13 protein-coding genes and 1 other RNA gene are annotated in these 13,759 nt (G+C 61.0%); all 14 read left to right on the top strand.

The features are described from left to right. The first annotated feature begins 39 nt into the window (after positions 1-39). The 14 genes from KI811_RS10675 (at position 40) to murG (ending at position 13,757) form a co-directional block, all read left to right on the top strand. Positions 40-753: a zinc ribbon domain-containing protein gene (locus KI811_RS10675; RefSeq protein WP_214186457.1), complete on the top strand. Its 714-nt coding sequence runs from the start codon at positions 40-42 to the stop codon at positions 751-753. 24 nt (positions 754-777) lie between these two features. Then, an RNA gene (rnpB, locus tag KI811_RS10670) (RNase P RNA component class A) lies at positions 778-1,145 on the top strand. A gap of 24 nt (positions 1,146-1,169) precedes the next feature. Next, on the top strand, positions 1,170-1,718 hold the full coding sequence (locus KI811_RS10665) for a hypothetical protein (RefSeq protein ID WP_214186456.1): 549 nt from the start codon (positions 1,170-1,172) through the stop codon (positions 1,716-1,718). Further along, positions 1,699-2,058: a hypothetical protein gene (locus KI811_RS10660; RefSeq protein ID WP_214186455.1), complete on the top strand. Its 360-nt coding sequence runs from the start codon at positions 1,699-1,701 to the stop codon at positions 2,056-2,058. The genes KI811_RS10665 and KI811_RS10660 overlap by 20 nt, the downstream gene beginning before the upstream one ends. Before the next feature lie 309 nt (positions 2,059-2,367). After that, positions 2,368-2,844 carry a division/cell wall cluster transcriptional repressor MraZ gene (gene mraZ, locus KI811_RS10655; protein ID WP_214186454.1) on the top strand — a complete coding sequence of 159 codons (477 nt, stop codon included), beginning with the start codon at positions 2,368-2,370 and terminating at the stop codon, positions 2,842-2,844. Next, positions 2,844-3,785 (top strand): 16S rRNA (cytosine(1402)-N(4))-methyltransferase RsmH, encoded by a 942-nt coding sequence (gene rsmH / locus KI811_RS10650; RefSeq protein ID WP_214186453.1) that lies wholly within the window; start codon positions 2,844-2,846, stop codon positions 3,783-3,785. Before mraZ ends, rsmH begins: the two co-directional genes overlap by 1 nt. Before the next feature lie 17 nt (positions 3,786-3,802). Continuing rightward, positions 3,803-4,138: a cell division protein FtsL gene (ftsL, locus tag KI811_RS10645; RefSeq protein WP_004512377.1), complete on the top strand. Its 336-nt coding sequence runs from the start codon at positions 3,803-3,805 to the stop codon at positions 4,136-4,138. Next, on the top strand, positions 4,135-6,099 hold the full coding sequence (locus KI811_RS10640; RefSeq protein ID WP_214186452.1) for a penicillin-binding protein: 1,965 nt from the start codon (positions 4,135-4,137) through the stop codon (positions 6,097-6,099). Before ftsL ends, KI811_RS10640 begins: the two co-directional genes overlap by 4 nt. 57 nt (positions 6,100-6,156) lie before the next feature. Continuing rightward, positions 6,157-7,692 carry a UDP-N-acetylmuramoyl-L-alanyl-D-glutamate--2,6-diaminopimelate ligase gene (locus KI811_RS10635; protein ID WP_214186451.1) on the top strand — a complete coding sequence of 512 codons (1,536 nt, stop codon included), beginning with the start codon at positions 6,157-6,159 and terminating at the stop codon, positions 7,690-7,692. A gap of 1 nt (position 7,693) precedes the next feature. After that, positions 7,694-9,106 carry a UDP-N-acetylmuramoyl-tripeptide--D-alanyl-D-alanine ligase gene (locus KI811_RS10630; protein ID WP_214186450.1) on the top strand — a complete coding sequence of 471 codons (1,413 nt, stop codon included), beginning with the start codon at positions 7,694-7,696 and terminating at the stop codon, positions 9,104-9,106. Then, positions 9,106-10,182, top strand: a complete 1,077-nt coding sequence (gene mraY, locus KI811_RS10625; protein ID WP_004512381.1) for a phospho-N-acetylmuramoyl-pentapeptide-transferase — start codon at positions 9,106-9,108, stop codon at positions 10,180-10,182. The genes KI811_RS10630 and mraY overlap by 1 nt, the downstream gene beginning before the upstream one ends. Position 10,183: 1 nt before the next feature. Next, the gene (gene murD / locus KI811_RS10620; protein ID WP_214186449.1) at positions 10,184-11,542 is read left to right on the top strand and encodes a UDP-N-acetylmuramoyl-L-alanine--D-glutamate ligase; all 1,359 of its coding nucleotides are present in this window, start codon (positions 10,184-10,186) and stop codon (positions 11,540-11,542) included. Further along, complete coding sequence (ftsW, locus tag KI811_RS10615; RefSeq protein ID WP_281875233.1) at positions 11,539-12,666, top strand: putative lipid II flippase FtsW; 1,128 nt, start codon at positions 11,539-11,541, stop codon at positions 12,664-12,666. The genes murD and ftsW overlap by 4 nt, the downstream gene beginning before the upstream one ends. Continuing rightward, the gene (gene murG, locus KI811_RS10610) at positions 12,663-13,757 is read left to right on the top strand and encodes an undecaprenyldiphospho-muramoylpentapeptide beta-N-acetylglucosaminyltransferase (protein ID WP_214186448.1); all 1,095 of its coding nucleotides are present in this window, start codon (positions 12,663-12,665) and stop codon (positions 13,755-13,757) included. The genes ftsW and murG overlap by 4 nt, the downstream gene beginning before the upstream one ends. The last annotated feature ends 2 nt before the right edge of the window (positions 13,758-13,759 follow it).

Raw genomic sequence — 13,759 nt, 5'->3', positions numbered from 1 at the left:
CTGTGAAGGTAACATACTGGGTTAAGGGAGGTTGATGGGGTGCGCAAAAATCTGTTTATGCTTGAGGAGTTGCAGGAGCTTGACTTGAAAATCGACGGCCGTCAGGGAGAGCGGCAGGCGCTGCTCGATCAGATGGCGGAACTGGACCAGCAGGTGGAAGAGACGCGGCTTGCAGTGGAGGCGAAGCGGGGCGAACTGGCACTTCTCGATGAGGAGAAGCGGGGGCTTGAAGCGAGTCTGGCCACGGAGGATGAGAATATCGCCCGTTCCGAGATGCGCCAGAAGGAGATCAAGACCCAGAAGGAGTACCAGGCAGTGGTCAAGGAGATCACGGCTGCGCGCAAGCTCAAGGCTGAGCTGGAGGAGCAGGTACTTCAGAAATCGGCCCAGGCCGAGGAGTTGACCGCCGACATAGCCGCCCGTGAAGCCGATCTGACCTCTCTTGAGGAAAACATGGCGAGCCGCAAAGCGGAAATCCAGGAGGGGCTTGACCGGATCGACCGGGAGCTCGCCGCCGATGCGGCTGCCAAGGAGGCAACGGCAAAGGCGATCCCCGCCTCCCTCGTCAAGCGTTACCTGGCCCTGCGTGAGCGGCGCCAGGGGATTGCCATCGTGGAGGCGCGGGCAGGCAACTGCTCCGGGTGCAACATGAATCTCCCGCCGCAGCTCTACAACAGCCTCTTCCGAGGGGATGACCTGGTGCTCTGCCCCCACTGCCAGCGGATGTTGTTTCTGCGTCAGGACGTTCAATAGTCCTGGCACAGTTCAAGGTTTGGCCGAAGCAGAACAGATGACCGCTCTCCGTCCGCGGAGGGAGGAAAGTCCGGGCTCCACAGGGTATGGTGCTGGATAACGTCCAGCGGGGGCGACCCCAGGGATAGTGCCACAGAGAGAAGTCCGCCCGCTCCGGCGGGTAAGGGTGAAAGGGTGAGGTAAGAGCTCACCGGGTCCGGCGGTGACGTCGGATGCCAGGTAAACCCCACCAGGAGCAAGGCCGAATAGGGAAGCGTCAAGGACGGCCCGTCCGTGCTTCCGGGTTGGCTGCTTGAGGCCGTCGGCAACGGCGGTCCCAGAGGAATGGTCATCGCCCGCCAAGGGGTAACCCGCGGCGGGAACAGAACCCGGCTTATGGGCTGCTTCGGCCAATTATTTTTTTCAAAGAGTATTCCATGAACGATCGTGAGCGCTGGGACTGTGGCATCGCCGCCGTCTCTGCCGACTATGCCGCCTTGCCGTCGGCCCTGCAGGGAGAGGTGAAGACGCTGGCCACGGCGATCAGGGAGGCCAGGAGGGAGCTTCATTCCCTTGCCCAGGAGATGGGTAGCGGGGGCATCTGTGCATCCTGCGGTGGCCAATGCTGCCTGCGGGGAAAGTACCACGTCACTGTGGCCGACATCCTGGTCTTTTTGGCAGAAGGAGAACCCCTCTTTACCCCGCGCTTTAACCGCGATGTCTGCCCCTATCTCGATGACTGCGGCTGCATGATGGCGCCATCCCTCCGCCCTTTTCCCTGTATTACCTTCAATTGCGAGCGGGTCGAAGAGCTGTGGGAGCCGGAACGGATTGAGGCTTTCTATCGGGGCGAGCGGCAGCTCAGGGCCCTTTATGGGAAGCTGGAGCAGCTTTTTGCCCACCGTGCCGGTGCGGCGCGAAGGATGGCGATCCTGGGATACAACCATAATCTGGAAAGGTGTGCCAATGGCGACAACGATCAATGATCTCGTGTTGGTTCATATCGACAGCAAGCCCGGCTTCTACGCCCGGATCGAGGACATTTCGCCGGATGTCAAGGCTGGTTGGTGGCGGGTCAGGCTTCTGGTGTTGACGGTGCCGCTTGAGATCTATACATGGATTCTTGAAGAGGCGCAGATCAACGGCGCCCCTTTCACCATGGGAGGAACTCCTATCCGGATGGAGAAAGTGGTCTCTCCGGTCCAGGGAGATTCTGCCTCTGCCCCTTCTCCTCCGCAACCCTCCCCCGCTCCCCCTGAAGAAGAAAAAGATCAGGGTAAGGGGGGAAAAGTGGTTTCTCTTCTTGATCGAAAAAAAGACAAGTGATTCATGGGGGCTTGGCCCCCTTTTTCCCTCCGGTTCATGCCTCTCTTTTCCACGTTGCATCATTCCCCTTCCGAATTATTCGCTTAAGTGATGTTAATTGTTGGTTTTTTTGTTGCCGAGCCGTTGTTGCCGACAGGGGACCCGGTGTTTCGGTTCACCGTTGTCATGCGTATGGTAACGTGTTGAAAAATATGGATAAAAAAACACACAGTGCGGGCCGGTTTTGCCTTGACAACCCCCGGGGGGGTCGGTATGATTTGTGCCACGAAGTGGTAAATTGTGGTAAAATGTGGCAAGGGGTGAGCGGGAATGTTCCGGGGGATCTACGAGACAACCATCGACGCCAAGGGGCGGACGAGCCTGCCGGCCAGGTTCAGGGATGTGCTCGTGGAGAGCTTCGGTGATGAGCGCTTTTTTGTCACGAATTCGGTTCCCGTGGATCTCGGGGGCGGGGTTTATAGCTCGGGACTCCTTATATTCCCCTATCAGGAATGGTTCCTCTTTGAGGAGTCGTTTCTGAACGGCAAGGGGCTTACCTCGGCTCAGCGCAACAGCATCATGCGCACTATCGTTGCGCCGGCGGTCGAATGTTCGGCCGACAAGCTGGGAAGGGTGCTGGTGCCCCCACATCTTCGCAAGAATGCGGTTCTGGAGCGGGAAATCCTGTTTGTGGGAGCCATGAAAAAAGTGGAAATCTGGAGCCAGTCAGAATGGGATAAGGTGCGCGCCCATGACATGAAGGCGTTCCCCTCGGACTCCGAGGCGGTGGCGGAGCTGGGTCTCTAGTGGCGGAGTTCGGTCATCTGTCGGTCATGCCGACGGAAGTGCTTGCCCTGCTCTCCCCCCGGCCGGGCGGAGTCTATGTGGATGGGACCCTGGGAGGTGCCGGCCATGCCCGGATGATTCTTGAGGCGTCTTCGCCCGATGGCGTTCTGGTTGGGTTCGACCGGGACCCGGAGGCTCTGGTTGCTGCCCGGGAACGGCTCTCCTTCTACGGGGACCGTGTTACGTGCATTCGTTCGAATTTTGCAGCCATGGACGAGTCGCTTGCCACGCTGGGAATTAACGCCATCGACGGCTTCCTCTTGGATCTCGGTGTTTCATCCCACCAGCTTGATACGGCGGAGCGTGGATTTAGCTTTCAGGTGGATGCTCCCCTCGATATGCGGATGGATTCGGAAACCGGCGAGACTGCCGCCGACCTGGTGAATGAACTCTCTGCAGACGAGCTGGCTCGACTAATTCGGGAGTATGGAGAAGAACGGTGGGCGAAGCGGATCGCCGCGTTCATTGTCAAGGCGAGGGAGCAGCACGGACCCATCAAGAGTACGCTTCAGCTGGTTGATTGTGTGAAGGGGGCGATTCCCCGGGCAGCGTGGGAAGAGCGGATCCATCCGGCCACGCGGACGTTCCAGGCGCTTCGCATTGCCGTGAACGACGAGCTCGGAAGCCTGGAGCGGGGCCTTGTGGCCGGTATCGAACGTCTGGCCCCGGGGGGGAGGGGGGTGGTGATTTCGTTTCACTCCCTTGAGGATCGGATCGTCAAGACCGTTTTCCGCCGCTATGCCCAGGGATGCACCTGCCCGAAAATGCTACCCCGATGTGTATGCGGCAACAAGCCCCGCGTCCGCATCCTTACCGGAAAGCCGGTAATGGCGGGAGGGGACGAAGTGGCGACAAACCCGAGGGCGCGGAGCGCCAAGGTGCGGGCAGTGGAAAAGCTGTGAGAGTTATTGGAGGGAGTATGGCGCAGGCGAGAACCGATTTTACCAAGGTGGCGGCACCGAAAAAGCTTGAGGCGATGTACGCCCAGAGGGGGGAGATGTTTCCCTTTCTTCTGGCGGTCATGGTTTTGCTGACACTCGTTTCGGTTTTCCATGTGTGGTCCCGGGTGCGGGTCATTGACTTGAACCTGGAGATCGCCGAGGCCAACCGCTTCCTTAAGGAAGCCCAGGAAGAGCAGAACAGGTTGCGGCTCGAGGTTGCATCCCTGAAAACTCCGGCCCGGATCGAGGCCCTTGCCAAGGGGGACCTCGGCATGGCGCTCCCCACTGACCAGCAGGTGGTGGTAGTGAAATGAGGTACGACGCGGAGAAATGGATAACTCTCCGTATCCGCTTCATCGGGGGGTTCTTCGTTCTCCTCTTTGCGTTGACGTTCTGCCGTGCCTTTTACCTTCAGGTGATCAAGCGCGATTACCTTCTGAAGCTCGCCGATCGGCAGCACCAGAAGATTATTCCCCTTACGCCGGTTCGCGGGACGATCTACGATGCGAATGGCGCCGCCTTGGCAGTTTCGGTTGAGATGGATTCCTGTTATGCCGAGCCAAAGTCCATGGAGGACTTGGGCTCGGCTTCGGCGCAGTTGGCGCCAGTCCTTGGCATGCCAAAGGAGTCGATCCTGAAGAAGCTTCAGGGGAACAAGAACTTCGTCTGGCTCCAACGGCGGCTTACCCCTGATGTGGTGAAGCGAATCCGGGATCTGGATCTCGAGGGGATCGGTTTCGTCAAAGAGACAAAGCGCTTTTATCCCAACTCAGAGGTGGCTGCCCACGTGATCGGGTTCACCGGCCTGGACCCCGAGGGACTGGAGGGGGTAGAACGACGCTATGACTCCACGATCCTTGGTGGAACCGGCTATCTGGTGACAGAGCGGGACGCCCTGGGACGCAATGTGGCCCTCAAGGGGACGGTGATCCAGAATGGAGCCATGGGGCACAACGTCACTCTTACCCTGGACAAGAACATCCAGTATATCGCCGAGAAGGAACTGGCCCAGGCGGTGGAAAAAAGCGGAGCCCGCGCCGGTACCGCGCTCGTGATGGATCCCCACACCGGCAAGGTGCTGGCCATGGCAAATTATCCGACCTTCAATCTGAACTCCCATGCCTCCTACTCTCCGCAGGTATGGCGTAACCGCGCCGTTGCCGACAGCTATGAGCCCGGTTCCACCTTCAAGACCTTCCTGATCGCCGCCGCGTTGGAGGAAAAGGTGATCCGGCCCGGCGACGGCATAAATTGCGAGGGAGGAAGTTACGCGATCGGCGGAAGGACAATCCACGATACGCACAAGTACGGCCGGCTCAGTATCGCCGATGTCCTCAAGTATTCCAGCAATATCGGCGCCGCCAAAATCGGGAGCCGCCTGGGACCGTCACGCTTGTACACCTACCTGAAGAATTTTGGAATCGGCGACAGGAGCGGGGTTGATCTGCCCGGTGAAGTGGGGGGAAGCCTGCGGCCCTGGAGCCAGTGGTACGGCATTGATCTCGCCACCATTTCGTTTGGTCAGGGTGTGACGACATCGTCCCTGCAACTGGCCTCCGCCGTATCGGCCATTGCCAACGGCGGGGTTCTCATGAAACCCTATCTGGTCGAGAAAATCACCGACAGCGAAGGGAACGTGGTCACATCTTTCGAGCCACAGGTGCGCCGGCGGGTCATTTCCCCTGAAACGGCCAAAACAGTTTCCCGGATGATGGAAGGGGTTGCCGCCGAGGGGGGGACCGGAACCAATGCCTCGGTTGAAGGCTACCGGGTTGCCGGCAAGACCGGCACTGCCCAGAAAGTGGACCCGGTTACCCACGGGTACTCCGCCACGAAACGGACCGCGTCCTTCATCGGATTTGTCCCCGCAGACCGTCCCCGAATCACCATTCTTGTGGTGATTGATGAGCCGAAGACAAGCCCCTATGGCGGTGTGGTGGCCGCTCCAGCCTTCAGCAGCATCGCCTTGCAGACCCTCTGCTACCTTAAAGTGCCGCCCGACACCGTCGTCAGGAGCAAGCCGAAGGCGGTGGAGGCCAAGGCAAATCCGGAGGCTGTGGAGGCCGCCGAAGGGGCGATCGTCGAGGAGGGAGAGGGGATTGTGATGCCCAACTTCCGGGGGATGAGCATGCGCCAGACACTCAAGGTTATGGAAGAAAAGGGGCTCAACGTACGTCTTCACGGAAGCGGGCGGGCCATTGAGCAGAGCCCCCTTCCCGGGCACCGGATCAAGCCCAGCGACCAGGTTTGGGTCAAGTTTGCGCCGACGGCATAGCAAGGTTGGCTGAAGAAAGATGGAAATGATCACGAGTAAATTCTACGGCGAGGGAACATGAGACTGGAAGATCTGGCACGGGTCATTAATCCCTCTGAAACGGAAGGAACTCTGGCGCTGGAGATCGAAGGGCTCTACTGCGATTCACGGCAGGTGCGGTCCGGCGGTCTCTTTTTCGCGTTGAGGGGAGTGGCGACAGACGGCCATGATTACATTGCCGCCTCGCGAGACCGTGGCGCAGTTGCCGTGGTGGTGGAGGATTCGTCGCGGGTCCCCGAAGGAATGACCTGGCTGAAGGTCGATGACGCGCGTCTTGCCATGTCCCGCGCTGCCGCAGCCTTCTGCGGCAACCCCACCGATGGTATTCCCGTGGTCGGTATCACGGGGACCAACGGCAAGACGACCACCACGTACCTGGTGGAGGCCGTCTTGGCCCGAGCCGGCATCCCTGCGGCGGTTCTCGGGACCATCAGCTACCGCTTCGGTGACAAGACTATCCCGGCTCCCCACACAACTCCCGAGTCGGTAGATCTGCAGCTGACCATACGCGATCTGGTGGACCGGGGCGCCCAAGGTGTGGTCATGGAGGTTTCCTCCCATGCCCTTGAACAGCGGCGGGTTGACGGATGCCGCTTCGATGTCGGCGTCTTCACCAATCTCACCCGTGACCACCTGGACTATCATCGGGACATGGAGTCGTACTTCGAAAGCAAGGCGCGGCTTTTTACCGAGCTTCTGGCAGCGGACGACATGAAACCCCGACGTGCCGCGGCCATTAACGTTGACGACCCCTATGGTGCCCGACTTGCCCGTGACGCGGTTGCGCCGGTGGTGAGCTACGGTCTGTCTCCTTCGGCCCTGGTCCGGGCCGAGACGGTCACCTTTTCTGTCGATGGAATCTCCGGTACCCTCGCTACCCCGCTTGGTACGATACCATTTCACTCGCGGCTTCTGGGGCGGTTCAACCTCTACAACATCCTGGCGGCTGTGGCGGCTGGCGTGGCCCTGGGACTCTCCCTGGATGCAATTCGCGGGGGAATCGAGGGGGATGTCCGGGTCCCAGGACGCCTTGAGCGGGTTGATAACGACCGTGGGGTAATGGTGCTGGTCGATTATGCCCACACAGGCGACGCCCTGGAGAATGTCCTGAAAACCGTTGCCGAGATCGCCGCCGGCCGGATCATCACCGTATTCGGCTGCGGCGGAGACCGGGATCGGGGAAAACGGCCCGTCATGGGGGAGATTGCAGGGCGTTTCAGCGATCTATCCATCGTCACCTCCGACAACCCGCGAACCGAGAATGCCGGAGCGATCATCGGCGAGATTCTCGGGGGCATCCGTTCGCTAGGGCTCCGGGAGTATGGGGCGGAAGAACTCACCACCGGTTTCGCTGCCAAAGGATTTACCGTGGTGGAATCGAGACGCGAGGCAATCAGGCTGGCCGCCCGCGTGGCATGTCCGGGGGATGTCGTGCTCCTTGCTGGCAAGGGACACGAGGACTACCAGATTATCGGGACGACGAAGCACCACTTCGACGATCGGGAAGAGGCTGCTGCCGCTTTTCGGGAACTGTCATCCAAAGGACAGGGATAGCGTGTTATTCTCTCTGGCAGACATACGTAAGGCAACGGGAGGCACCCTCGTCGGCGAAGGGAAAACTGCCGGCGTGGAGGGGGTGTCGACCGACTCCCGTACGGTTAAGTCCGGCGAGCTGTTCGTGCCGTTGCGGGGTGAGCGGTTTGACGGTCACGATTACCTCAGCGTTGCCTGCGATCGCGGGGTGCGGGTTGTGCTTGCGGAGCACCAGTGGCTGGAGAAGAACGAACTTCCGCCCGGTGTCTCCGCCATCGCCGTTGACGATACCCTGAAGGCCCTTGGCAATTTGGCGACTTTTCACCGGCAGCGCTTTGCCATCCCGGTGGTGGCCGTGACCGGGAGCAACGGCAAGACAACCACCAAGGAGATGCTGGCCTCTATCCTGGGGCAGACCGGTCCCGGACTCAAAACAGAGGGGAACCTCAACAACCTGATCGGGCTTCCCCAGATGCTTTTTCGCCTCGATACCTCTCATCGTTGGGCTGTTCTGGAGATGGGGATGAGCGCCTTTGGCGAGATCGACCGTCTGGCTGAGATTGCCTGTCCGGATGTGGGGATCATCACCAACGCCTATCCGGCCCACCTGGAGACCCTGGGGAGTGTCGAGGGGGTGGCGCGGGCCAAAGGAGAGCTATTCCTGCGGCTCCCCGCAGAGGGGTGCGCCGTGTTCAACGCCGACGATCCCCTTATCGCCCGTTGTCCCTCCCCCGAGGGAGTTCGTCGTGTTTCCTTCGGGCTCCACAACGCCGATGTCACTGCCGAGGCGGTCGAGAATCTTGGGCGCAATGGCCAGCAGTTCATTCTCCGGCTTCCCACAGAATCGGTTCCGGTCACCCTGCGGGCCTTCGGTCGTCACAATGTCGCCAATGCCCTTGCCGCTGCCGCGGCTGCCCATGTCCTTGGGGTTTCCGCCGAGACCATAGCCCGGGGGCTGGGAGAGTTTTCACCCTATGCCAGGAGGTTCAACCTGGAGGAGGTGGGGGACGTCATCCTCATCGACGACAGCTACAATGCTAACCCCGCCTCCATGGCGGCAGCCCTCACCACACTGCGGGAGATCCGCGAAGGACACAGGGCGGTGGCGGTTCTTGGCGATATGCTCGAGCTGGGCGAAGGGACCGAGGAGGCCCACCGCCAGCTGGGACTTCTGGCCGCCACCTGCGTCGATCGTCTCTATGTGATGGGGGGAATGGCCGGCATTGTTGCTGCTGGAGCCCTGGAGGGAGGGCTCGCGGACGATGCTGTTACGGTTGCCACGAGCCACGATGCCATCGTGGCGGACCTGCGGCGGACCACCGCGGCGGGCGATTTTATTCTCGTGAAAGGTTCCCGGGGATTGGCCATGGATCGGGTCGCGGAAAAGATGCGTGAAGTCTTTGCCGCGTCCCTCGGGAAGGGGGCCTCGGCCTAATGCTCTACCATCTCCTTTATCCACTGGCGAGCGACTTCAGGATCTTCAACGTCTTCAAGTACCTGACGTTCAGGACCATCTACGCCGTCATCACCGCCCTGCTGGTGTCGTTCATTCTTGGCCCCTGGGTCATCCGGAAGCTGGAGGCGCTCCAGGCCCGGCAGGTTATCCGCACTGACGGTCCCGAATCCCACCTGAAGAAGTCGGGTACTCCCACCATGGGCGGGATTCTCATCCTCGCATCCATCGTGATTCCGACGCTTCTGTGGGCCGACCTGACGAACCGCTACGTCTGGACCACTCTCTTTGTGATCGTGGGGTACGGGCTTATCGGTTTCACCGACGACTACAAGAAAGTGGTGGAGAAAAACCCCAAGGGGCTCTCCCCCCGCCAGAAGATGGCCGGCCAGTTGCTGATCGCCGGCATGGCGGTCTGTTTCCTGGTTTTTGTGGTGAATATGTCGACCGAACTCGCCTTCCCCTTCTTCAAGCGACTCCATCCTGACCTTTCCTGGTTCTATATCCCCTTTGCCATGCTGGTCATCGTGGGGGCGAGCAATGCCGTGAACCTGACCGACGGCCTCGACGGTCTGGCCATCGGTCCCGTGGCCATCAACGCAGCAACCTATCTGCTGTTTACTTACATAGCCGGCAATGCTAAACTATCCAGCTATTTGCAGACCCCCTATGTCCCCGGTGCCGGCGAGTTGGCTGTCCTCTGCGGAGCCATGGTGGGCGCGGGGATAGGCTTTCTCTGGTACAACGCTTACCCCGCCGAAGTCTTCATGGGGGACGTGGGCTCCCTCTCCCTCGGCGGCGGGCTCGGGACCCTGGCGGTCATCACCAAGCAGGAGATCCTCCTCGTCATCGTTGGCGGGGTGTTCGTCGTTGAGGCCCTGTCGGTCATCTTCCAGGTGGGGTCCTACAAGTACCGGGGGAAGCGGATCTTCCGCATGGCCCCCATCCACCACCACTTCGAGCTCAAGGGTGTGGCGGAGCCGAAGATCATCGTCCGGTTCTGGATCATCACCATTATCCTGGCCCTCGTGGCGATCTCGACCCTGAAGCTGAGATAGCATGGATATTTCGGGAAAGAACATACTGGTCGTAGGCCTTGCCCGCACAGGCGTGGCGGTGGCCCGCTTTCTGGTGCGAAACGGGGCGCGGGTAACCGTGACCGACCTTCGCGACGAGTCCGCCCTGGCTGGCCCCCTCGGGGAGCTGGCAGGACTTCCCGTGCGGTACGTGCTGGGCCACCACGATGAGACCGATTTCGCTGCTGCCGACGTGGTGGTGGTGAGCCCCGGCGTCCCCCAGGAGAGCCCCTACCTCCAGGCGGCCCGCAGGGCCGGACGCGAGGTGATTACCGAGATCGAACTGGCATCCCGGTTCGTCACCGCCCCCGTGGTGGCCATCACCGGGACCAACGGCAAGACCACCACCACGACCCTGACAGGGGAGATCTTCAGCGCCTGCGGGTTCCGGACCTTCGTGGGGGGGAACATCGGCAATCCCCTCATCGAGTTGATCGAGGGAGGCGAGGCGGTAGAACGGGTGGTGGTGGAGATCAGCTCCTTCCAACTGGAATGGATCAGCTCCTTCCGTCCGCGGGTGGCGGTGCTCCTCAACATCACCGAGGACCACCTGGACCGCTATGCCACGTTCCTTGAGTACATCGACGCCAAGGTGCGGATCTTCGAGAACCAGCAATCGTCTGATTTCGCGGTGCTGAACGTGGATGATCCCATCGTGGCCGGCATTGCCGGGCGGGTTGCCGCGACGGTATTCCCCATGAGCCAACAGCGGGAGCTTGCCGAGGGGATCTTTCACCGGGACGGCGTCATCACCTTCCGTCACGGCGGGCGTGAGGAGTGCTTCCCCACCGCCCGGTTCCGGATCACCGGAGTCCACAATATCGAAAACATCATGGCCTCCCTCGCCGCGACCCTCCTCCTGGGGTGCGACGCAATACAGGCCCTTGCGGCCGTCGAAGGGTTCGGCGGACTCCCCCACCGGATGGAGCTGGTTCGGGAGTTGGCAGGCGTCCGTTACTACGAGGACAGCAAAGCCACCAACGTGGGAAGTGTGGAGAAGGCGCTGGCCAGTTTCAATGACATCACCCTCATTGCCGGAGGGAAGGACAAGGGGGGGTCGTACGCACCCCTGGCCCCCCTGGTGACGGAGCGGGTGCGGCACATGGTCCTCATCGGCGAGGCAAAGGAACGGATGGCCCGGGAACTGGGGGGCCTTACCGACACCCGCATGGCCACGACCCTTGAGGAAGCGGTCGAGCTGGCAGCGAGACTCACGGAATCGGGAGGGGTGGTTCTCTTCTCGCCGGCCTGCTCCAGTTTCGACATGTTCCGCGACTACGAGGAGCGGGCCCAGCGTTTCCGCGCGGCCGTAAACGCCCTCGGCACGGGAGAGCGCCCGTGAACCTGAACTTCAAACTGAACCTGAAAGAGATCGAGCGTTACGACTTGGTCATCCTCCTGATGGCGGTGGCCCTCACCTGCTTCGGTGTGGTGATGGTCTACTCGGCCTCTTCGGTCATGGCCACCAAGAAGTTTCACGACGGGTTCTACTTCCTGAAGCGTCAGGGGATCTACGCGCTGATGGGGTTCGCGGGCATGGTGCTCGCCATGCGGATAGACTACCGGCAGTGGCGGGAGTATGCCGTTCCGATTCTCCTCGGTTGCCTGCTGCTTCTCTTCCTGGTCTTCATTCCGGGAATCGGCGGCGCTGCCAAGGGTGCCTCCCGCTGGATCAGGTTTCCGGGCTTCAACTTCCAGCCGTCGGAGCTGGCCAAGATGGCGCTGATCATGTACATGGCCTATTCCCTCGACAAGAAGCAGGAAAAGGTGAAGTTCTTCTCCACCGGCTTCGCCCCCTACATGGTGCTCCTTGCCATCCTGCTGGCGATCCTCCTTAAGCAGCACGACCTGGGGGCTGCCCTCACCATGGGTGGGGTAGCTATTCTCATGCTCTTCGCCGCCGGCACCAGGCCTCGCTACATCCTCGGAATGGTGGTGCTGGCGCTGCCGTTCCTCTACTTCCTCGTCATGAACGTGGACTATCGGCGCCGTCGCATCCTGGCATACCTGAATCCCTGGGAGGATCCCACCAACACCGGCTTCCAGATCATCCAGTCATGGCTCGCCTTCGGCAATGGCGGCATCATCGGCCAGGGGCTCGGCGAGGGGAAACAGAAGATGTTCTTCCTCCCCGAGGCCCACACCGATTTCATCCTCTCGGTAATTGGGGAGGAACTGGGGCTCATCGGCGTCATCGTCATCGCGGCCATGTTCCTGATGCTCGTGCTTCGGGGGGTGCGGGTGGCTCTCATGGCCCAGGACCCCTTCGGGCGCTTTCTGGCCTTCGGGATCGTGACGCTGCTCGGCATTCAGGCCTTCGTCAACATGGGGGTCGTCACGGGGCTTCTCCCCACCAAGGGACTGGCGCTGCCGTTCATCAGCTATGGTGGCAGTTCCCTCATTGTAACGCTCTTCGCGGTGGGGATTCTCCTCAACGTGTCAACCCGGATGAAGGGGACGCCATGAGACTTCTGATCGCGGGCGGCGGAACCGGGGGGCATCTCTTTCCCGGCATTGCGGTGGCCGAGGAGTTCCTCTCTCGCAAGAAAGGGAACGAGGTTCTCTTCGTGGGGACCTGGCGGGGAATCGAGGCACGGGTATTGCCGAAGCTGGGGTACCGGCTCGAATGCATCACCGCTGCCGGCATTCGTGGCAAGGGGAGCGTCGCCCGGGCCAAGGGGCTTGCCAAGTTCCTCTACGGCTATGCCCAGTCCCGGAAGATCCTCAAGGAGTTCAAGCCCGATCTGGTCCTGGGCGTGGGTGGGTACGCGTCTGCGCCGGCACTGCTGGCCGCCCGGGGAATGTCGATTCCGCGCTTCATCCACGAGCAGAACGCGATCCCCGGCTTCACCAACAAGATGCTTGCCACGGTGGCCGAGCGGGTCTTTATCTCTTTGGAAGAGTCACGGAAGTTTTTCCCCGAGGAGCGGACGCTGCTGACCGGGAACCCGCTCCGTCGCCAGATACTGGAGCAGGTTGCCCTTGCCCCTCAGGAAGAACGGGCCGATGATGCCTTTCACCTCCTGGTCTTTGGCGGAAGCGCCGGGGCTCACCGGATCAACCTGATCATGGGAGAAGTTCTGCCCTATCTGGAGGACGTGAAGGAGAGGCTGCGGATCACCCACCAGACCGGCGAGAATGATCTGGAAGATGTGACCTCGGTCTATGAGGAACAGGGGATCGCCGCCGACGTGGTGGCGTTCATCGATTCTATGGCCGATGCCTACCGTTGGGCCGACCTGGTGGTCTGCCGGGCAGGGGCCACCACCATCGCCGAGATAACCGCCTGCGGCAAGCCGTGCATCTTTATCCCGTATCCCCACGCCGTGGACGACCACCAGCGTCGAAACGCCGAGGCGCTCCTCAAGCGGGGGGCCGGATTCGTGATTATCGAGCAGGAACTCTCTGGTGAGGTGCTGGCGAAAACCATCCGGGATCTCATGGTCGACCCGGCGCGGCTGAAAAGCGTCGGAGAGGCGGCCCAGGGGCTTGCGCGACTCGATGCGGCCCAGGTGATCGTTGACGAAATGATGACAAGTCAAAGGAAAGAAAAATAGAT

Origin of the sequence: Geobacter hydrogenophilus (assembly GCF_018501225.1) — a bacterium.
Lineage (GTDB): Bacteria > Desulfobacterota > Desulfuromonadia > Geobacterales > Geobacteraceae > Geobacter > Geobacter hydrogenophilus.
The sequence above is the reverse complement of the archived record's forward strand: the minus strand, read 5'-3'. Positions and strand labels throughout refer to the sequence as shown.

Bases quoted from the DNA above. Each gene is read 5' to 3' on its own strand.
- KI811_RS10665 (WP_214186456.1), top strand. From the start codon at position 1,170: ATGAACGATCGTGAGCGCTGGGACTGTGGCATCGCCGCCGTCTCTGCC.
- KI811_RS10660 (WP_214186455.1), top strand. From the start codon at position 1,699: ATGGCGACAACGATCAATGATCTCGTGTTGGTTCATATCGACAGCAAG.
- mraZ (WP_214186454.1), top strand. From the start codon at position 2,368: ATGTTCCGGGGGATCTACGAGACAACCATCGACGCCAAGGGGCGGACG.
- ftsL (WP_004512377.1), top strand. From the start codon at position 3,803: ATGGCGCAGGCGAGAACCGATTTTACCAAGGTGGCGGCACCGAAAAAG.
- KI811_RS10640 (WP_214186452.1), top strand. From the start codon at position 4,135: ATGAGGTACGACGCGGAGAAATGGATAACTCTCCGTATCCGCTTCATC.
- KI811_RS10635 (WP_214186451.1), top strand. From the start codon at position 6,157: ATGAGACTGGAAGATCTGGCACGGGTCATTAATCCCTCTGAAACGGAA.
- mraY (WP_004512381.1), top strand. From the start codon at position 9,106: ATGCTCTACCATCTCCTTTATCCACTGGCGAGCGACTTCAGGATCTTC.
- murD (WP_214186449.1), top strand. From the start codon at position 10,184: ATGGATATTTCGGGAAAGAACATACTGGTCGTAGGCCTTGCCCGCACA.
- murG (WP_214186448.1), top strand. From the start codon at position 12,663: ATGAGACTTCTGATCGCGGGCGGCGGAACCGGGGGGCATCTCTTTCCC.